Source organism: Thalassobacterium maritimum (assembly GCF_031127805.1).
Lineage (GTDB): Bacteria > Verrucomicrobiota > Verrucomicrobiia > Opitutales > Coraliomargaritaceae > Thalassobacterium > Thalassobacterium maritimum.
Window position 1 is genome coordinate 44,759 of record NZ_JARXHW010000028.1, and the last position, 21,262, is coordinate 66,020.

Sequence of the window (21,262 nt, forward strand, 5' to 3'; positions counted from 1 at the left end):
ATGTCAACCACCATAGAAATCATCCTGTCGACTGTGCTTTGGGCGAGTACAGCCACAGTTCTGGTGGCTATACCTGGCCTCCCAATCGCTTATCTACTAGCACGCCATCAATTCTTCGGCCATCGCATTCTATCAACTCTACTCAGTTTGCCCATGGTACTGCCTCCCACGGCAGTCGGTTTCTTGCTACTTCAATTACTAGCGGACCACGGCCTCTTGGGCCGAGATAACTTATACATCGACCTAGACATTCTCTACACTTGGAAGGCGGTGGTGCTTGCCTGCAGTGTGATGGCTGCCCCACTATTAATACGAACCGCTCGTGTCAGTTTCGAAGAAGTCGACCCGGAATTAGAGCAGATGGCACGCACCCTCGGTTACAGCCGATTGAGAAGTTTCCTCAAAGTCACGCTCCCTTTGGCTTGGAAAGGCCTGCTGGCCGCCATCTTATTGGGCTTCACTCGTTCCTTAGGTGAATTCGGAGCCACCATGATGATTGCAGGCAATATTCCGGGCAAAACTCAAACTCTGGCCTCCGCGATCTACAGCGCACAACAATCGGGCGAAGATGAACGGGCATTACTACTGGTCGCCATTGCTCTGACGGTCGGATTCGCAGCGATTTTTCTCACTGAGATCTGCCTACGCCCCAAATCTAGGCACCAGAAAGGCCTACAATGAAAGCGTTTTACGAATTCGATCTTCAGCTGAATCTGGGCGAGTTTGATCTGCAGCTCGCACTCCAATCCAATAGCCCAGTGCTCGGCCTCTTTGGCCCGTCGGGCTGCGGAAAAAGCAGCTGTTTAAAAGCCATCGCAGGCCTACGCAAGGCCTCCGGCTACCTTCGCTGCGGCTCGCATGTGCTGCTGGATACAACAAACTCGATCGACTTGGATCCGGCTGAGCGCGGCGTAGGCTACGTGCCTCAAAACCACTGCCTGTTTCCACACTGGAACGTAGAACGCAACCTACTCGCTGGACGACCACAAAAACATATCAAGGCTGAGGCGCGAGCGACGCGCTTTCAGGAAGCAGTCGAAATATTGGAGCTCAAGCCTTTATTAAAACGTCGTATTCAGCAACTTTCCGGAGGCGAGCGTCAACGCGTCGCCCTTGGCCGAGCACTCTGCGCCATGCCCGAGCTCTTACTGCTGGATGAGCCCATGGCCTCACTCGATGCTTCGCTCAAACAAAGAATCCTCCCCTTTTTAGTGCGTGTGCGTGAAGAGCTGAGCCTCCCCATCCTCATCGTATCTCACAACCCGATCGAACTACAACTGCTCTGCAAAGAAGTCGTCGTGCTAGAGCGCGGCCAAGCTGTTTCACAAGGCAGTCCGATGGAAGTCTTCACCCAAGCCAACATCTACCCCGGCATCGCGACGGCCTTCGAAAACATATTAGAGCTGGACCTAATGGAGCAAAGTTCAGAACAAACCATCGCATATTTGATCGAAGCGAAGTCTACATCTCAAACGATTGCTCTGCCTCCAATTCCAGACAGCAAGAAGAAAGACACAAAACACCCAATCAGAATTGGGATCGCCGCCAGCGACTTACTGATCGCACGAACGCCCCCTGTCGACATCTCCGCGCGCAACATCATAGCCTGCCGCATCGAGCGCATAAAACGCCTCCCCTCCGCCTGCTTAGTGATCGTCAAATTACACGACGCCGCCCAGACCGAACTCGCCGCAGAACTAACGGCCAGCGCCGTGCAAGAGCTCGAACTCGCACCCAAAATGCAAGTCTACATCGTCTTCAAGACCAATGCGGCGCGTATCTATTAAAATACGACTCAAGCATATGCTCTCACAAGCCCTCTAAACGGTCAGTCAATCAGTGACAGTTCACTCTTGATAAAAACAATAGACCGTTATGAACTAACGCATGCGATCCCATGCCCCAATTATCTTCCTACTCTGCCTAAGCGCGCTGTTTGCCTCTGCACAAAGTCCTAATTACTTCGAGCTCGACCTCAGAAAGCTCGATGGAGAACAAGGCAATTTCCCCGACTGGCTCGAGGAGATCACCGAATCCAGCGGAGAGTTTGATCCAGAATTTGGCTGGCAACTAGATGCCAGCAAGCCCTTTGGAATTGGGCGACTCTATCTTTCACTCGATCGCAACCAACTCACACACGACCTCGCTCTCAGCTTTTTCAGTCAAGGCACTGCCAACATCGCAGTACAACTTTATGATGCCAACGAACGTACACTCGCGGTCGATCTACTGGCCGCAAGAACCACCGTAGACGAGGCATCGCTCACCTCCTTAGTCATTCCACTCTCGGAATACCCCAATGCCAAGCATATCGTACTACGCCGCCTAGAGGGCGCCGTCGCAGTGAGCGCTCTATCGCTGATAGAACTGACTGCCCCGAGTCCACAAAACGAGGCCAGCATTACACACCTGGCATCCCTACTGGGCGATCCATTGGCCCCCGAAAATCCCTTGATCGCGAGCGTACAAGAACAAGCCACAGCCGATCAGTCACAGGCGCTCATCAGCGCCCGGCCCACATTTTCACGTCCACTCTCGGAGCTTAGTAAGCTTGAGGGAGAAGCTCACTTACACGAAGACGAGCTGATCAGTATTTTACAGGTGCTTGGGCTACAAGGCTACGATTTCAATGCCATCGACTTTGTGCAAGCCGCTGGCGAAGGTCGCGAAGAAGTCGTCCGACTCTACCTGCGCGCGGGCATGCCGATCAATGTGCAAGGCCGCAACAAGTATACTGCAGTCGCGGAAGCCGCCACCAGTGGTGAATTGCGCGTGTTGAAATTGCTCTGCGACCGAGGCGCCGACTTAGAGATTCGCACAGCGGGTGGTAATTCTGCCTTGTGGATGGCTTGTATTTCCAGTCATTACGAAGCGATCCGCCTTTTAGTCGAAAACGGAGCCGACGTGAATGCCCGCGGCGCATATGGAAACACTCCTCTACTCAAAGTAATCAATCGACGCGCCCATAATTACAATAAGGCCGACGAATATACCGTGTTTCTGCTAGAGCATGGCGCCGACCCGAACATTGCCGACAATCGTGGCGAAACCATGCTGCACGAAGTCGTCCGCCATGGCAAAGCCAGCATGCTACAAATCGCGCTCGATTATAATGGCGACCCCACACTCAAAGACAACGCCGGCTTCACACCAATGATGGCTGCCAAATATCGTAACAGCAAAAGCCTCATTCAAACCCTACTAAACCACGGGGTTCCTGAGTGGGAACCAGATCAATTATCGCTGGATGAACAGCTCGTCTACCACATCTATCGACGGGAATATAGTGAAGCCTACAAACTACTCGATGCCGGAGCCAGCCCCAACGCGACCGATATGAATGGAGAGCACATCCTCTTCAATGCGATCAATAAACGCAACCTGACCTTGATCCGTAAATTGCGCACATACGGCCTCGATTTAAACGTCCGCGATTTAAGTGGCCGCAGCCCACTCGGACATGTGCACAGTGGATTTCACAAGTCACGCGAAGCCATGGTCGACTACTTTCTAGAAGAAGGTCTGGACCCCAATTACGCCACCCAAGAAGAACTCAGAAAGAAAAAGCCCTACTACACGCCCTTGATGAACGCAGCGAGCGCAGGCAATGCAGACCGCTGCCAACGACTACTAGCTGCAGGAGCCAATCCAACGACTAAGAATCTCCCCGGCCGCACGGCCGCGATCATCGCCGAACGCGCCGGCTTTTACCAACTCTCCCAAGAACTCCAAGCCGCAGAAAGCAAGTGGACAGCAAACGAATGAACGTCGAACATCTTCCCAAATCGAACCGCCAATAGCTCCAAGCTACTTATAACGGCTCAATTCTATATCGTATTTCTTCACGCGCAGCCCCATCTTGCGCTCCGTCAAACCGAGTCGACGCGCCGCCTCTGCCATATTACTACCAGTGTCTTTGAGCGCATCGATGATCATCTCTCGCTCCAAGGCCACCATCGCATCTTCTAATGTAGAGACTTCACTGGTTTCCTTCGCCGACTTCTTTTGCAAGGTGGGCGGCAAGTGGTGGGCTTTAATCGACTGCCCCTTAGCTAGCAGCACCGCACGTTCCATGCAGTTTTCCATCTCACGCACATTGCCCGGCCAGTGATAACTGACGAGCAAATCTATCGCAGCGGACGAGATACGCATCGGCTTTACGCCCTGCCGTTGGGCGAACTTTTCGATAAAGAAATCGGCGAGCAACATCACATCACACTTCCGATCCCGCAAAGCGGGCATGTAAATTGGAAAAACATTGAGTCGGTAGTATAAATCCTCGCGAAAACTTCCATCCGCGATCATCTGTTCGAGATTTCGACTGGTGGCGGCGATCACGCGCACGTCGACTTGCATCGTCTCCTGACTACCGACGCGCTCAAACTCACGCTCTTGCAATACACGTAAGAGTTTGACCTGAGTAGAGGCCGAAATGTCACCGATCTCATCCAGAAAAATCGTGCCTCGATTGGCTAACTCGAAGCGCCCCTTACGCATGGAAAGCGCGCCAGTAAAAGCGCCTTTTTCGTGCCCGAACAGCTCGCTCTCAATGATCGAATCCGGCAGTGCGGCGCAGTTCACCTTCACAAATGACTTGTTCTGACGGTCGCTTTTTTCATGCAGGGCTTTAGCCACCAACTCCTTGCCGGTCCCGCTCTCACCACGGATCAATACTGTCGTGCTACTCTGCGCGACTTGTTCGATGTGGTAATACACCGAACGCATCGAATCGGCCGTCCCAATCATATTCTTCGGACGGAAATCCTGCGCCATGGCCTCTTGCAGGCGTGTATTTTCGCGTCGTAGACTTTGAATTTGCTCAGCCGCATCTTGCCGCAAACGCGCGGCCTGTGCGATGACCGAGGCGATCATCGTCAGTAGACGCAAGTCCGCCTCCCAACCCTGACGCGAATTGCGCGGGCGCTCAACACTCAAGGTGCCAATTACTTTCTCACCAAACTTGAGTGGCACACTGATCAGTCCTGTAGCGGCATCGATTTCAAGGCCGTGCGATAATTGTGCACGTTCAGATTTCTCAGAAACCCACTCGCGAAAATTTGGCGTAATCACCGGAGCTGCTTTTTCCACGGTACGCTGAAGTAGAGGATGGATCAGGTCGAAATACTGCGACGCTGGCACGGCGCGTGGCACACCGATCGCGTCCGAGAGTAAAATCTGCCCATCATCGCGATTCAAAATCGCGATCATACCGCGTTCCATCCCCATCATATCACGTAATCGTCGCAGCAGCGGCTTCACTATTTCCGAAAGATCAAAGCTCTTATCTAATGTCTGACTGACGGCAAAAAGTAAGCTCAATTCCTGCACCGAACGACAATGCACACCAAATCCACGATCCAAGATCTCCGACGAGGGTCCGTCGATCGCTAGATCGCATTCCTTACCTCTACATTTTGTAGCAAAACTCATTGTCCTCAATGCAGCTAAAAGAATGCCTGACCGCCAGGACTGAGCTTTTTGTACAAGATCTGCCGCAATTTAAACAAGCAATTAGACCCGCTACAACAGACAATAATACACACTGTTAGCCACCAACTGAACACCGCCGGCTGCGATCCTACATATTTGTAGGATTCACAGCGACCGCACTACCTAAATGTAGGAAATCGCAGGGCTGTGAGTGCGCCCAAAACGTAAAAATCCTGCTAAGGAATTTTAATAAAATTACATTCTACTGAATGCAAAGCACTTACGAATGCACAACATTTATTGGCATGTAGCTTGTTATGACTGCTACCGAGTCACAAGCAATCATCACTCAAAAATAAATACAAACAATGGTCACAACACTTGAACAACCTACGGCTGAAAAGGTCGCTGAAAAAGCAATGCGTAAAATCGCTATCTACGGGAAAGGTGGTATTGGAAAATCTACTACAACACAAAACACGGTCGCTGCTCTGGCAGAAATGGGCAAGAAGGTCATGGTCGTCGGATGCGATCCTAAGGCCGACTCCACTCGCCTACTGCTAGGCGGCTTGGCTCAACGCTCCGTGCTCGACACACTACGCGAAGAAGGTGAAGACGTCGAACTGGAAGATATTCGCTCAGGCGGTTTCTCTGAAACGCTTTGCGTGGAATCAGGCGGCCCGGAGCCTGGCGTGGGTTGCGCCGGACGCGGCATCATCACTTCCATTAATATGCTGGAACAGCTCGGCGCATACGATGAAGAGAATCAGCTCGATTACGTTTTCTACGATGTGCTCGGGGACGTGGTCTGCGGTGGATTCGCCATGCCGATCCGCGAAGGTAAGGCGGAAGAGATCTACATCGTTTGCTCCGGTGAAATGATGGCGATGTATGCGGCTAATAATATTTGTAAGGGTATCTTGAAATTCGCAGAAACGGGCGTCGTGCGCCTCGGTGGTCTCATCTGCAACAGTCGTAACTGCGACCGTGAAGCGGAAATGATCGAAGAGTTCGCCAGCCGCCTCGGCACTAAGATGATTCACTTCGTGCCACGTCACAACGACGTGCAACGCGCTGAAATTAATCGCAAGACGGTGATCGATTGGAATGCGGACTGCGAGCAAGCAGCGGAATACCGTGCGCTCGCAAGTAAGATCGATGCCAACGAAATGCGCGTCATCCCAAGTCCCTTGGAAATCGAAGAGCTCGAACAACTCCTCATGGAATATGGCCTTTTTGAATAAGACCGAGACGGGGTATGGACCATACCGACATTTCTCATCCCCCCACCTGTCATCAGCAACTCTGCCATCATCAATCATTCATTCGCCATTAAATAACCATGTCTGAAGAAAAAGAAAATCCATCGCCGATGGGGCCACACGGCCCTAGTGCGGCCGAGGCGCGCGAGCAAATGCTCGAAGCCTATCCCAAGAAAACGCTCCGCAAGCGCGGCAAGCAAATGTTGGTCAACACCGACCCAAAATCACCTGCGGAGATCGGCGCCAATAGCCGCACCGTGCCTGGCATCATCACGCAACGTGGCTGCTCGTATGCCGGTTGTAAGGGTGTGGTGATCGGCCCCATCTACGACGTGCTTCACATCACACACGGCCCAATCGGTTGCGGTTGGTATAGTTGGCTCTCCCGCCGGAACATGAACAAGATCCGCAAGGAGGGGGAAACGAATTATCTGCAATACAGCATGTCCACCGACATGCAAGAAGACCACATCGTCTTCGGTGGTGAGAAACAACTCGCCGCTGCGATTCAAGAGGCCTACGACGAGTTCAAGCCGAAGGCGATCAGCGTATATGCCACTTGCCCGGTGGGTCTGATCGGTGACGACATTCACTCGGTCTGCCGCAACATGAAGGAAAAGCTGGGCATCAATGTATTCGGATTCTCTTGCGAAGGTTATAAGGGTGTCAGCCAATCCGCCGGTCACCACATCGCCAACAACGGTGTGTTCAAACACATGATCGGTCTCGACGACACGCCGGTTGAAGCGAAGTATAAGATCAACATCCTCGGTGAGTATAACATCGGCGGGGATGCTTGGGAGATCGACCGCATCTTTGCCCGTTGTGGTATCAAGATTATTGGCACGCTCTCCGGCGGGGTCAGCTACGACGACATCACCAATTGCCACATGGCAGATCTCAACGTGGTGATGTGCCACCGCTCGATCAACTACATGGCGGAAATGATGGAAACGAAGTTCGGCATCCCATGGTTTAAGGTGAACTTCATCGGCATCGAAGGCACCAAGAAGTCGCTACGTAAGATTGCAGAATACTTCGGCGATAAGGAACTCATCGACAAGGTTGAGGAAGTCATTGCCGCGGAGATGGCGGAGGTTCGCCCCGTTGTGGAAGATGTGAGAAAACGCACTGCCGGCAAGACCGCTGCCCTCTTTGTGGGTGGTAGCCGTGCACACCACTATCAGGATCTGTTCACCGACATGGACATGCAAGTAATCGCCGCTGGCTACGAGTTCGCCCACCGGGATGACTACGAAGGCCGCGACGTCTTACCTAGTATTAAAGTCGATGCGGACAGCCGCAACATCGAAGAGATCACAGTCGAAGCCGATCCGGAACGCTACAACATGAGCCATGCCGAGCGTAAGAAATCACTGGAAGAAGCTGGATTCACCTTCGAAGACTACGAGGGCATGATGCGCCAAATGGCAAAAGACACGTTGGTGATCGACGACATCTCGCACCACGAACTGGAGAAGTTAATCGAACTCTACAAGCCCGACATCATCGGCTCCGGCGTGAAGGATAAATATGTCATCGAGAAGATGGGCGTGCCTTGTAAGCAGCTGCACTCCTACGACTACGGTGGCCCGTATGCCGGCTTCAAGGGAGCCATCAATTTCTTCAAGGAAATTGACCGTATGACTTCCTCCAACATCTGGAAACTCACCCGCGCGCCTTGGCAGGACATCGACGAAGCACCTGCAGCCGAAGCCGACCCAGAACCGGTCAACGCTTAACTAAAACCGAACCACCGAACACTGGAGAACTATAATCATGTTAGAAGGAACCACAGCTGAAATCCGCGAACGTAAAGCACTTCGCGTCAATCCGGCAAAAACCTGTCAACCGATCGGCGCCATGTATGCCGCTCTCGGCATTCACAAGTGCATGCCACACTCACACGGCTCACAAGGTTGCTGTGCGTATCATCGCAGTCACCTGACCCGTCACCACAAGGAGCCCATCGTCGCCACGACCAGTTCCTTCACCGAAGGGGCATCCGTCTTCGGCGGACTCGCCAACTTGAAGACTGCATTCAGTAATATCTTCTCGATCTACAATCCTGATATCGTCGCGGTCCACACCACTTGCCTCTCCGAGGTGATAGGGGACGACATCCCGACCATTATCAAGAAGTCCACCGTCGAAGGCATCATCCCTGAGGGTAAGATCGCCATCCACGCCAACACTCCGAGCTTTGTCGGCAGCCACGTCACGGGCTTTGCCAATCAATGCGAGGCCTTCGTCAAGTATCTGTCAGAATCGACGGGGGAAACCAAAAACGTGATCAACCTCTTCCCTGGTTGGGTCGAGCCAGCCGATATGCGCGAGCTCAAACGCCTCGCGACGCTGGTCGGCGTCGAGTTCATCATGACACCCGACACCTCCGATGTGCTGGATAGCGCGATGGACGGTAAATACGAAATGTATCCCGAAGGTGGCACCACCATCGACGATCTCAAAGCAATGGGTGACAGCTTCTTGACCCTTGCCATGGGTCCTTTAGCGAGCACCACCGCAGCAACCACACTCGAGAAAAAGTGCCAAGTCCCAAGTCAGGTCCTAGAACTCCCAATCGGTGTCGCCGCTACCGATGCGTATCTCAACGCCTTACGCCTCGCCGGTGATACTTCAGTACCACGCGAACTCGAGCGCGAACGTGGCCGCTTAATCGATATGATCAGCGACATGTCGCAATATCTGCACAAGAAGAAAGTCGCTATCTTCGGCGACCCAGACAACCTCACCAGCATGGTCAGCTTCCTGGTCGAGATCGGCATGGAGCCCGCCATCGTCGTGAGTGGCACACGTGGCAAAAAGTGGGAAGCTAAGATTCGCGAGATCTGCAAACCGGTAAATGAGAACGTCGAAGTACGTTCTTTCTCGGACATCCATTATCTACACCAATGGGTAAAGGCCAACCCGGTTGATCTGCTGATGGGCAACACTTACGGCAAGTTCGTCGCTAAGTCCGAAAACCTCCCCTTCGTCCGCTTCGGCTTCCCGATTCTCGACCGCGTCGGACACCGTGCCTTCCCCACTTTGGGATATGCCGGTGGCCTACGAATCGTCGAAAAGATCACAGATGCCTTCCTGGACAAACGCGACCGCGAGGACGCCGACGAGAACATCGAGCTCGTGCTCTAAATCAACTTTCCGGCCTTGTAGCAGATCTTTCACACCTGTTCGTGCCATACTGCAGCCTGCTACAAGTGCCGGATATTTTTTTTCAAAACCGCCTATTACAAAAATCTACAATGAAACAAACTGAACTAACAAAAGCGTTAAATGTGATTCTCTCCGACATGCACGTCATGATCGCCAAACTGCATAACTATCACTGGAACGTATACGGCATGCAGTTTTATACCATCCACGAAATCACGGAGGGTTACTACGACTACTTCTTTGGACTATTCGACGACGTCGCTGAACGCATTCTACAACTTGAAGATAAGCCTGTCGCGACAGTCAGTGGTTATTTGGAATTAGCCACACTCGAAGATGAAAGCGGAGACCATTTCAAACCTGGTTTCGTAATGGAGAGCCTGATCAAGGACTTCCAGCATTTCATCGAAGCCGCGAAAAAAGCGGATGGCCTCGCCGAAGGCGACATTCCAACTCAGGACATGCTAAGTGGCCTGATCATCAAACTAGAAAAGGAGATTTGGCTAATCAAATCTACACTGGGCAAATAAAACGTTATTTCGGATGCCCCGGGCTCAATGGCGTGCCGCGTAAGCACTCACTCATGACACGAAAAAACACGGCATCGGGCCCGGTTCATCCTTAATCAACACCAACATAATCCATCACATACATGAATCCATCCATTCAAGCCGCGCTCACCAATCAAGCCAATCACGAGCTCTATGCTGCTCACGCCTACCGCGCCATGGCGATCTGGTGCGACGACCGGGACTACAACGGCTTCGCCAAATTTTTCTTTGCACAAGCCGCCGAAGAACTGGAGCACGCTGACAAATTTATTCGCCACTTATTGGACCGTGGTGTCATGCCCAAACTCACTGCGCTGGAGGCACCCACCGTCGAGTTCACCAAACTGATTGAAGTCGCGCAACTGGCCGAAACGCTCGAACAACGCAATAGCGCCAACATTCACCAATGCTACGCCATTTCCCAAGAAGTCAGCGACTTCGCCTCCTTTCCACTGCTGCTGTCACTGATTGAAGAGCAAGTCGAAGAAGAGTCCTGGGCATCCACCATGGTCACGCTCACAAAGCGCGCCGAATGCTCTGGAGCCATTTATAATCTCGATCGTCATATCGTTAAAGAACTGAACGCTGCTGACGCAGCGTAATGAGGAATACCGACTTCCACTTACCGCGACAGCAGCCATATGACACCAGACCAAACAGGCGAAAGCATCCACGTTCTTGACGACAGGGCGGCTCAAGTCTGGACCAAAGGCTCCAGCAAGGAGTTTGCTTGTGACCGCAAGAGCACTGCCGGCGCCGTCACGCAACGCGCCTGTGCATTCTGCGGCTCACGTGTCGTGCTCTACCCCATCGCCGATGCACTGCATATCGTGCATGGTCCGATCGGTTGCGCCGTTTATAATTGGGACATACGCGGATCCCTCTCCTCGGGACCGCAATTACATCGCAACAGTTTCTCAACCGATCTTGCAGAAAAGGAAGTGATCTTCGGCGGCGAAAAGAAACTCAAAGCCTCGCTGATCGAGTTGATCGAGTTTTATAAGCCTAAAGCCGCCTTTGTGTATTCAACTTGCATTGTCGGTTTGATCGGTGACGACGTCGAAGCCATTTGCAAACAAGTCACGCAAATGACTGGCATCGACTGCATCCCGGTCGACTCTCCAGGTTTTAAAGGCACCAATAAAAGCGGCTACCAAGCCGCCTGCGAAGCTGCTTATAAACTGGTCGGCACCGCTAAGACGGATGGCATAAAAAAACACAGCATTAACCTAATGGGCGAATTCAACATCGCAGGTGAGGCCTGGATGATACGCAAATACTTTGAACGCATCGGCGTGCAAGTCGTGGCCACCATCACCGGCGACGGCCGCGTCGATGACCTACGCCGCTGTCATGGAGCCTCGCTCAATCTAGTGCAATGTTCTGGTTCCATGACGCAACTGTCCAAACTACTGGAAGACAAGCACGGCATTCCCATGAAGCGTGTCTCCTTCTTCGGCTTTGAAGACACCGCTCAAGCACTTTACGATACCGCAGAACATTTCGGCGATTCCGAGATGATGGATAAAGCCGAGGCACTGGTGCGCGAAGAAATCGCCAAGTATGCGCCCAGGATCAAAGCCTATAAAAAGCAGCTGAAGGGAAAGAAAGCAGCACTCTATGTCGGAGGCGCCTTCAAGGCCTTTTCCCTAGTGCTGGCACTGCGCGCACTCGGCATGCAAACCGTGCTAGCTGGCACACAGACTGGCAATGCCGAAGATTACGAGCAACTCAAAGAGATCTGCGACCCCGGCACCGTCATCGTCGATGACTCCAATCCACTCGAACTGGCCAAATTCGTATTGGAGAAGGACGTCGATCTCTTCATCGGAGGCGTCAAAGAGCGCCCCATCGCCTACAAGCTGGGCGTTGCATTCTGTGACCATAACCACGAGCGCAAGATCCCACTGGCCGGCTTCGAGGGCATGTTGCACTTCGCCGATGAGGTCGCCCGCAGCGTGCTCAGCCCCGTTTGGAAATTCGCGCCGCGCCGGAGCTTCAAAACAAACATCCACCTAAACCCAGGCAACGATTGATCGCAACGAATACAGATTGCACCACCACCGCAGGCACACCTGCCCTCGGCCCTGAGCCCGAAGCCGCCACTCGTAACGCCTGCAAACTCTGCGCCCCACTGGGTGCGGCCATGGTCTTTAAAGGCATCCGCGGCTGCCTCCCCTTTCTACACGGCAGCCAAGGCTGCGCCACCTATATCCGTCGCTACATGATCAGCCACTTTCGCGAGCCGGTCGATATCGCCTCTTCCAGCTTTAGCGAAGACGACGCGATCTTCGGAGGTGCCCGCAATTTTGAATTGGGGATCGAAAACGTCATCAGCCAATACCAGCCCGAACTGATCGGCGTCGCCACCACCTGCCTCTCTGAAACCATCGGGGATCACATGCTCGGCATGATCAAGACCTATCAGGATAATCACCAAGCGGAGGGTCCCCCACTGGTGCATGTATCCACACCGGCTTACAGCGGCACCCATAGCGACGGCTACTTTGCCACCACGCTGGCGATCGTTAAAAAATTCGCACTACCGTCCAATTTCCGCCTGTCCCATCGTGTCAACATCATCCCGGCCATGATGTCCTGCGCCGACCTGCGCCATCTACGCGAGCTCTGCGAGCGCTACGGGCTCAGCAGCACACTGTTACCAGACTACAACGCCACCCTGGAAGGCGGCAGTTGGGACGCCTACCACCGCATCTCCCCCGGCGGCACTTCGCTGGAAGAGATCGAGGAAATGGGCGCCTCCACCGCCACACTGGAGCTCAGCCACAGCCAAGCGAATGTGAAACAAAGCGCGGGCAGCTATCTGAAAAGTGCCTGTGGCGTGCCGCTCCATTCACTCGGCTGGCCGATCGGCATTCGACTCAGCGATCAACTATTCACTTCATTATCCGAGATCTCCGGTCGCGAAATGCCCTCGGAGATCGCCGATGAACGCGCCCGTCTGGTGGATGCCTACGTCGACGCCCATAAATACGTATCTGGAAAAACGGCCGCCCTCTATGGCGAACCGGACTTTGTGATTGGGATGGCCGCCTTCCTCAGCGAGATCGGCGTCCGCCCCATCCTCTGCGCCACAGGCTCCAAAACACCACAATGGAAAGAGCTGCTCCACAACGAAATCGAAGGCGGCATGGCCGATGTCGAGGCACTCACTGGAGTCGACCATGCCAAACTTGCGAGCCGGGCCCGCGAGCGCAAGCCAGACCTCTTAATCGGCTCCAGCAAGGGCTACCCTCTCGCGCGTGAATTAGGCATCCCACTACTACGCTGTGGCTTCCCTATTCACGACCGCATCGGCGGCCAGCGCCAACTCTATGTCGGCTACCGCGGCACCCAGCAAATATTCGACCGCGTGGTCAACGCCTTCCTCGAAGCTAAACAGAAGTATTCGGAAACTGGATACAGCTACCTATAACCATCACTCATTAAAAGCATTTATACCATGAGCACAAACGACGCACCGAAACCTTCAGAAATTAACTTAGACAACCATCCTTGCTTCAACAAGGAGGCTTGTTCGACCCACGGGCGCATTCACCTGCCCGTCGCTCCGAAGTGCAACATTCAGTGCAACTACTGCAACCGCGACTTTGATTGCGTCAACGAGAGCCGCCCCGGTGTCACCTCTACGATCCTATCCCCCGGTCAAGCGCTCGCCTATCTCGAAAAGATCATGGAGAAGCGGGACGACATTGCTGTGGTCGGCATCGCCGGGCCTGGAGATCCTTTCGCCAATGCAGAGGCCACCATGGAAACGTTTCGTCTAGTGCGTGAGGCCTTCCCGAAAATCATCTTATGCCTATCCACCAACGGGCTGGGCTTAACCGAAGACTACGTCAAGCAACTCGCAGAGCTACAAGTCAGCCATGTCACGATCACCATGAATGGCACCGACCCCGAAGTCGCGGGCAAGATCTACGCTTGGGCTCGTGACAACACCCGCATCTACCGCGGCACAGCTGCTGGCGAGCTAATGATCGAGAAGCAACTGCAAGCTATCCGCTGGATAAAACAATACGGCATGATTGCCAAGATCAACTCGATCATCGTCCCTGGCGTCAACGACGAGCACATTCCGGAAATTGCCAAACAAGTCTCTGGCATGGGGGCCGACATAATGAACTGCATTCCGCTGCTCCCCACCAAGGACACCGCGTTTGAAAATTTGACCGAGCCCGACGCCAAGATGCGCTTCGCACTACGCCTGAAGTGTGGCGACTACGTCAACCAAATGACACACTGCGCGCGCTGCCGCGCCGATGCGATTGGTAAGCTCAGTGAGCCAATGTCTGAAGACATCCACGAACTCATCCAATCGTGCTCACGCCTCCCCATTAATCCCAAGGAGAACCGCCCTTACGTGGCCGTGGCCACCCGCGAAGGCATGCTGGTCAACCAACACCTCGGCGAGGCTCGCGAGTTCACCATCTTCGGCATCGATCCAGAAGACGAAGAAGAATTCATCCAAATCGAGACCCGCCCCGCCCCGGCTCCTGGCGGACGTGACAACCGCTGGGGAGCGCTCTCTGACAGCCTCAAGGATTGCCGCGCGATTCTCGTCAACGCAGCGGGCTCTTCGCCCAAAAATGCACTCACCAAAGCGGGCATTCAAGTCATCGAAATGGCCGGCATGATCGACGACGGACTCAGCCATATTTTCCACGCACAGCCCCTCGCGCCTTCGCTTAGACGGGAATTCAAATCCTGCGGCGCAGGCGTTAGCTGCGGTGGCGACGGCACCGGCTGCGGCTAACCGCGTAAAGGACTACGTCCCACGCGGCTCCCGAAACGAAAGGCAAACGTAGGGGCTTCACTTGTGAAGACCGCCGATCCTAAGCCAAAGCGCATCAACCTAATACAATAAAAAACCAGCAACACCACGGGCGTGACAAGTCGCGCCCCTACGAAAAGCAAACCAATCAGCCCCCATCATTCATCCCCCATCACTCATCATTCATCATTCATCCCCCATCACTCATCATTCATCATTCATCACTCATCACTCATCATTCATCATTCATCACTCATCACTCATCATTCATCATTCATCCATCCATGAACAAACCCGAACACCACCTATTCATCTGCGGCAGCGCCCGCGCCACTGGCGAGCTCAAGGGCGTCTGCTGCAACAAAGAATCCGTCGCCCTGCTCTCGTACACCCAAGGCGAAATCCAAGACCGCATGCTCAACGGCGTTGAGGTCTCCATGACCGGTTGTCTCAACATGTGCACCCGCGGCCCGGTCGTAATCGACTACCCGGGCGGTCACTTTTACGAGCACGCGACCGAAGAGTTGATCGACGAAATACTCGACTCGATTGAAGACGGCGAACTCTGCGAAACCAACCTCATCGCTGACTAGAACCATTGAATCAGGCCACGACCTGCATAAGATGCCATCCAAAGCTCCCTATTTAATCGACACGACACTACGCGACGGCGAACAAGCCGCTGGCGTCGTTTTCGCGCTCTCTGAAAAGCTCCAGATCGCGCGCGAGCTGGATGCACTCGGCTTACCCGAATTGGAAGTTGGAATTCCTGCGATGGGGGCCAGTGAACGCGCACACATCCGCATGATTGCCGCCAGCGGCCTACAATGTAAAATACTAACCTGGGGGCGCGCCACGGTCGAAGACTTACGCGCCGCCATGGGCTCCGGCGCCGACGGCTTTCATTTCTCACTTCCAGCCAGTGAACTGCATCAGCGCATCTGGAAAAAAGATGCCGCATGGGTGTTCAAAACAATGGAGTCCATCAGCCGTATCGCAGCGGATCATTTCGAGTATTTCACCATAGGTGCACAAGACGCCTCCCGCGCCGACAGTGAATTCTTGAAATTATTCATGCACGCGGCCCAAAGTTTCGGAGCAAAACGTATTCGATATGCAGATACAACAGGAAGATTAAATCCAATACAAACGTATCAAATAATTCAGAGCTTACGCACCTGCGCAGATATCGAAATCGAGTTTCACGGTCACAATGACCTTGGCATGGCCACCGCCAACAGCGTCACCGCCCTGCAGGCAGGCGCCGACTCCGCCAGCGTCACCGTCAACGGGCTCGGCGAACGCGCGGGCAATGCACCGCTGGAAGAGGTCGCCACCGCACTGCTGTGTGCGGCTCAAATCGACCTCGGCCTGGACATTAGCCGTCTGGCATCGCTCAGCGATCTGGTCGCGAAAGCCTCAAATCGTCGCCTCAAATGGGACAAGCCAGTAACGGGCAAAGGGAGCTTCACCCATGAGTCCGGCATCCATTGCAGCGGCCAGATGCAAGACAGTGCGAGTTATGAAGTCCTCAGCCCCGAAGCCATCGGGCACAAACGCCCCCCACATGTCATCGGCCGCCACTCCAGTTGCCGCGCATTAATCGAAGCAGCCAGCCAAATGGGTTGGACTCTGCTACAAAGCCAGGCCGAGCAATTACTGCCTCGCATCCGCGAAACTGCCACCCAACTGGGCCGCGCACTCAATGAGGATGAACTCTCACATTTTTTCAAACGCTCAATATAGGAAACAGAACATGAAACTGACAGTATTCTACGGAACAGAAACAGGCAACGCCAAGGGATTGGCCCAAAAAGTCGCCAAGAAAGGCGAAAAGAATGGAGTGGAGGTCGATGTCGTCGACCTAGCCACTTATGAAGCCGCAGCCCTCGAGAGTATCGATCACCCATTTGTCGTGATCATCTCCACCTGGGACGATGGTGCCCCACCGCCCAAGTGCGTTCCATTCTACGAAGCGCTTACCAGCACAGACATCAGCCTCGAAGGTAAACAATACACCGTGCTCGCTCTCGGTGACACCGAGTACCCGCTCTTCTGTGAGTGCGGTAAAAAAGTCGATGCCCGGCTCACTGAATTAGGTGCCACCGCAGTCCTCCCCCGCACCGACCTAGGCGCAGATTTCATGGTCAGCTACATCGGCTGGTCTAAGAAATTCTGGAAAACAATGGCCGGCGTCTACGGCATCAAAAAGTAGAAATAAAACGTAGGGGCGCGACTTGTCACGCCCGCGTATGCAAAGCCATCCGAGCCTAAGTCACCGAGCCGCCAATTCGGCCGAAGCGAAAAGCCAACAACCACTGCGGGCGTTCACAAGTGAAGCCCCTACATCTTTATGAAAAACGAATCAACAACACGCATCACACTCGATGCGAACGAAGCCGTCGCAAAGGTGGCTTACCGGATGAGTGAGCTCATCTCGATTTATCCAATCACTCCCTCCACTTCTATGGCCGAGCTCTGCGATGAGTGGTCTGCCGCAGGGCAAGTCAACCTTTGGGGCGAGCTGCCAAAAGTCATGCAACTCCAAAGTGAAGGCGGTGCCGCAGGCACACTTCACGGCACCGCTATGGGCGGCACGCTGAGCACCACCTTTACCGCCTCGCAAGGTCTATTGTTGATGATCCCGATCCTCTACAAACTGGCCGGTGAGCTGACGCCAAGTGTCTTCCACGTCTCAGCGCGCGCTATCGCGACCAACTCACTCTCCATCTTTGGAGATCATAGTGATGTCATGGCCTGTCGCCAAACAGGCGTGGCACAGTTGGTCTCCAACTCCGTGCAAGAAGCACAGGACATGGCCGCGATCGCACACGCCGCCAGTTTGGCCTCGCGCTTGCCCTTCATGCACTTTTTCGACGGCTTCCGCACTTCACACGAGATCAATTCGCTCGATCTGCTGCCCGACTCGGTGCTCAACAGTTTACTTGATCCGGATGCACTCGCAGGCTTCTACGGGCGTGCCCTCACGCCCGACAAGCCAACCGTACGTGGCACCGCTCAAAATCCAGACATCTATTTTCAGACCCGCGAAGCGGTCAATTCCTTCGTCAAAGCTACGCCGAAAATCGTGCAAGACTTGATGGATCAATTCGCGCTACTGACAGGGCGCAAATACAAGCTTTTTGAATACTACGGCCATCCAGAAGCCGAACAAGTCATCGTCATGATGGGCTCTGGGGTCGAAACCGCTGCAGAGACTGCGGAATATTTAAACGCCACCTCAGGCACAAAATACGGCGTGGTGGCCGTGCGCCTATACCGCCCCTTCTTTGCACACGCCTTCCACCAGGCGATGCCGCAAAGCGTGCGTTCCGTGGCAGTGCTGGACCGCACCAAAGAGCCCGGCTGCCTCGGGGAGCCGCTCTACCTCGATGTGTCACTGGCTTGCCGCAAAGGCAGTCGCTGCGTCAATGCCTGCCGTGAAGTCGACCCACTGGTTGTGGGTGGACGCTATGGTCTGGGCTCAAAGGAATTCACGCCTGCAATGGCCAAGGCCGTATTCGAAAATCTACTACAGGATCGCCCCAAGGATCACTTCACCGTCGGCATTCGTGATGACGTGACCGAGCTCTCACTCGATTACGATCCCAGCTTCACACTCAAGCAAGCCGGCACCACCGCCGCCATGTTCTTCGGCCTAGGATCGGACGGCACAGTGGGCGCCAACAAGAATACGATCAAGATCATCGGCGAAGCCACCGATCTAAATACGCAGGCCTACTTTGTTTACGATTCCAAGAAGTCCGGCGGCCTGACCACCTCGCACCTGCGCTTCGGCAAAGATCTGATTAAAGCACCTTACTTAATCGACGAAGCCAGCTTTATCGGTTGCCACCAACCGCAGTTTCTAGGACGTGTCGAGATGCTCGACTCGCTCAGCCAAGGGGGCACCTTCTTGATCAACAGCCCGTATGGCAAGGACGAGATCTGGCAACACTTACCACGTGAAGTGCAAGAGGGACTGATTGCAAAAGACGCCAAACTTTACGTGATAGATGCCTATAAGGTCGCAAGTGAAGTCGGCATGGGGCGTCGCACCAACACCATCATGCAGGTCTGTTTCTTTGCCCTGAGCGATGTGATCCCCACCAATCAAGCCATTGACTTGATCAAGAAGGCCATTGAAAAAACCTACGGCCGCAAAGGACCGAAAATTGTAGAAATGAACTGCGCTGCGGTCGACGCTGCGCTCGCCTATCTGGAACCCGTCGAACTGCCAGAGGCAGCCACTGCAGAGAGGGTGCCAGTGCAATGGGTGCCCGAAAAAGCGCCCGACTTCGTCAAGAACGTCACAGCGCGTCTACTGGCAGGGCAAGGTGACTTACTGCCCGTCAGCGCCTTCCCCGTCGACGGCGTCTGGCCGACAGGCACTTCACAGTATGAGAAGCGCAAGATCGCCGCAGAGATCCCTGTTTGGAATTCAGAGACCTGCACCCAGTGTAACAAGTGCGCGATGTTCTGTCCCCACGCTGCGATTCGCCCAGCCGTCTACGACAAGGACATACTCGATATGTCGCCAATACATTTCCCCTCAGCCGACTACAAAGCACCCGGCGGCGAGGGCAAAGCATTCACACTGCAAGTCTTCCCCGAAGACTGCACTGGCTGCAACGCCTGCGTCGAGCTCTGCCCCGCGCGTGATGCTGAAGGCAAACGTGCGATCGAAATGTCGCCGATCGATGCACTACTGGAAAAGGAAAAGAAGAATCTCAGCTTCTTTCAATCCTTGCCCGCACAAGAAATCGACGATGCCAAAATCACCGCGAAGAACTTGCCGCTGCGCAAGCCTCTCTTCGAATTCTCAGGTGCCTGCGCCGGTTGCACACAAACCCCCTATGTGCGCAGCCTGACGCAACTCTTTGGCGATCGCCTGCTAATGGCCAATGCGACAGGTTGCTCCTCTATCTACGGAGGTAACTTGCCCACCACGCCGTATTGCACTGCTGACGATGGCAAAGGCCCCGCTTGGGCCAATTCACTCTTCGAAGACAATGCTGAGTTCGGTCTGGGTCTGCACCTATCTGCCAAGCACCGCACGGAAAGTGCGCGCCTACTAGTAGAACGCAACAGCGAAGCACTTGGCGCTGAACTCGTCAGCTCGCTACTCAATGCAAGCAGTGCTTCGAAGCAGGACCAAAAGAAATCCATCAAACAAGCCAGAGCCAAGCTCCAAGGCATTCACTCACCAGAAGCGAAGCGCCTACTAGAGCAACTCGAATACATCGTGCCCAAGACCACTTGGATCGTGGGCGGAGATGGATGGGCCTACGACATCGGCTTTGGCGGGCTCGACCATGTGCTCGCCTCAGGGGAAAATGTCAACGTGCTGGTGCTCGACACTGAGGTGTATTCCAATACCGGCGGCCAAGCCAGTAAGTCCACCCCGATCGGTGCCACTGCGAAGTTCGCAGCCGCGGGCAAAGCGATCCCGAAAAAAGACCTCGGTCAAATCGCGATGAGCTACGGCGGCATTTATGTGGCACAGATCGCACTCGGCGCCAATGAACAACAAGCCATCGAAGTCATCCGCGAAGCCGAAGCTTACGACGGTCCTTCACTCATACTCGCCTACGGCCCATGTCTCGCCCATGGCATCGACCTCGCGCTGGGACCCGACCGGCAAAAGGCTGCGGTGGAGAGTGGCTACTGGCCAATCTATCGTTTCGATCCCAGCAAGACGGGCACCGACGTGCCTGCCTTCCGGCTCGAATCCTTTGAGCCCTCGCTCTCAGTTGAGGAGTTCATGCGCAAAGAGAACCGCTTCCGCGTATTAGAACGCGCCAATCCGGAGCGTGCCGCCAGCCTATTCAAACTCGCGCAAGAGCGCATTGATGCCCGCTGGAGTCGACTTGAGAAACTCGCTGCAGTCGGCGGTGAAGACGAAGAGGAGGATGAGGACGGCTGGGGCTGATAAAAAACGTAGGGGCGCGACTTGTTACAATGCCATTGCATATTAAAAATATGATAAGCCAGCAACAATATCTGTACTTTGAATGAAAAGGATCTAATAAGTTTTGGATGGCTGAAACATC

The 21,262-nt window shown here is 54.1% G+C and carries 16 protein-coding genes; 15 read left to right on the forward strand and 1 reads right to left on the reverse strand.

Going from position 1 to position 21,262, the window contains the following annotated elements; translation table 11 throughout:
* The 3 genes from modB to QEH52_RS12350 all read left to right on the forward strand — a co-directional run bounded on the left by modB (position 1) and on the right by QEH52_RS12350 (position 3,765).
* A complete protein-coding gene (gene modB / locus QEH52_RS12340; RefSeq protein WP_308950824.1) occupies positions 1-681 on the forward strand; it encodes a molybdate ABC transporter permease subunit in 681 nt (226 codons plus the stop codon).
* Positions 678-1,787 carry a molybdenum ABC transporter ATP-binding protein gene (locus QEH52_RS12345; protein WP_308950826.1) on the forward strand — a complete coding sequence of 370 codons (1,110 nt, stop codon included), beginning with the start codon at positions 678-680 and terminating at the stop codon, positions 1,785-1,787. The genes modB and QEH52_RS12345 overlap by 4 nt, the downstream gene beginning before the upstream one ends.
* Before the next feature lie 100 nt (positions 1,788-1,887).
* Complete coding sequence (locus QEH52_RS12350; protein ID WP_308950827.1) at positions 1,888-3,765, forward strand: ankyrin repeat domain-containing protein; 1,878 nt, start codon at positions 1,888-1,890, stop codon at positions 3,763-3,765.
* A gap of 42 nt (positions 3,766-3,807) precedes the next feature.
* Here the strand turns inward: QEH52_RS12350 and QEH52_RS12355 are convergent, their stop codons facing one another.
* Positions 3,808-5,430 carry a sigma 54-interacting transcriptional regulator gene (locus tag QEH52_RS12355; protein ID WP_308950828.1) on the reverse strand — a complete coding sequence of 541 codons (1,623 nt, stop codon included), beginning with the start codon at positions 5,428-5,430 and terminating at the stop codon, positions 3,808-3,810.
* Positions 5,431-5,849: 419 nt separating this feature from the next.
* Here QEH52_RS12355 and nifH point away from each other — a divergent pair, with 419 nt between their 5' ends.
* From nifH to nifJ, 12 genes are all read left to right on the forward strand, one after another.
* On the forward strand, positions 5,850-6,674 hold the full coding sequence (nifH, locus tag QEH52_RS12360) for a nitrogenase iron protein (RefSeq protein WP_345785470.1): 825 nt from the start codon (positions 5,850-5,852) through the stop codon (positions 6,672-6,674).
* 98 nt (positions 6,675-6,772) lie between these two features.
* Positions 6,773-8,434, forward strand: coding sequence for a nitrogenase molybdenum-iron protein alpha chain (nifD, locus tag QEH52_RS12365; RefSeq protein ID WP_308950832.1), 1,662 nt, complete (start codon positions 6,773-6,775; stop codon positions 8,432-8,434).
* Between the two features lie 34 nt (positions 8,435-8,468).
* A complete protein-coding gene (locus QEH52_RS12370) occupies positions 8,469-9,845 on the forward strand; it encodes a nitrogenase component 1 (RefSeq protein ID WP_345785472.1) in 1,377 nt (458 codons plus the stop codon).
* Between the two features lie 110 nt (positions 9,846-9,955).
* Entirely contained in the window at positions 9,956-10,396 is a 441-nt protein-coding gene (locus tag QEH52_RS12375; protein ID WP_308950834.1) for a Dps family protein, read from the forward strand.
* Positions 10,397-10,518: 122 nt separating this feature from the next.
* Positions 10,519-11,019 (forward strand): ferritin, encoded by a 501-nt coding sequence (locus QEH52_RS12380; protein WP_308950835.1) that lies wholly within the window; start codon positions 10,519-10,521, stop codon positions 11,017-11,019.
* Between the two features lie 39 nt (positions 11,020-11,058).
* The gene (gene nifE, locus QEH52_RS12385) at positions 11,059-12,453 is read left to right on the forward strand and encodes a nitrogenase iron-molybdenum cofactor biosynthesis protein NifE (protein ID WP_308950837.1); all 1,395 of its coding nucleotides are present in this window, start codon (positions 11,059-11,061) and stop codon (positions 12,451-12,453) included.
* Positions 12,453-13,853, forward strand: a complete 1,401-nt coding sequence (locus tag QEH52_RS12390) for a nitrogenase component 1 (RefSeq protein WP_425609288.1) — start codon at positions 12,453-12,455, stop codon at positions 13,851-13,853. The genes nifE and QEH52_RS12390 overlap by 1 nt, the downstream gene beginning before the upstream one ends.
* 27 nt (positions 13,854-13,880) lie before the next feature.
* Positions 13,881-15,191, forward strand: a complete 1,311-nt coding sequence (locus tag QEH52_RS12395) for a radical SAM protein (RefSeq protein ID WP_308950841.1) — start codon at positions 13,881-13,883, stop codon at positions 15,189-15,191.
* A gap of 302 nt (positions 15,192-15,493) precedes the next feature.
* Entirely contained in the window at positions 15,494-15,802 is a 309-nt protein-coding gene (locus tag QEH52_RS12400) for a (2Fe-2S) ferredoxin domain-containing protein (protein ID WP_308950843.1), read from the forward strand.
* 31 nt (positions 15,803-15,833) lie between these two features.
* Entirely contained in the window at positions 15,834-16,955 is a 1,122-nt protein-coding gene (locus tag QEH52_RS12405; protein ID WP_308950845.1) for a homocitrate synthase/isopropylmalate synthase family protein, read from the forward strand.
* A gap of 10 nt (positions 16,956-16,965) precedes the next feature.
* Positions 16,966-17,424: a flavodoxin domain-containing protein gene (locus tag QEH52_RS12410; protein WP_308950846.1), complete on the forward strand. Its 459-nt coding sequence runs from the start codon at positions 16,966-16,968 to the stop codon at positions 17,422-17,424.
* Positions 17,425-17,562: 138 nt separating this feature from the next.
* The gene (gene nifJ, locus QEH52_RS12415) at positions 17,563-21,141 is read left to right on the forward strand and encodes a pyruvate:ferredoxin (flavodoxin) oxidoreductase (protein ID WP_308950848.1); all 3,579 of its coding nucleotides are present in this window, start codon (positions 17,563-17,565) and stop codon (positions 21,139-21,141) included.
* The last annotated feature ends 121 nt before the right edge of the window (positions 21,142-21,262 follow it).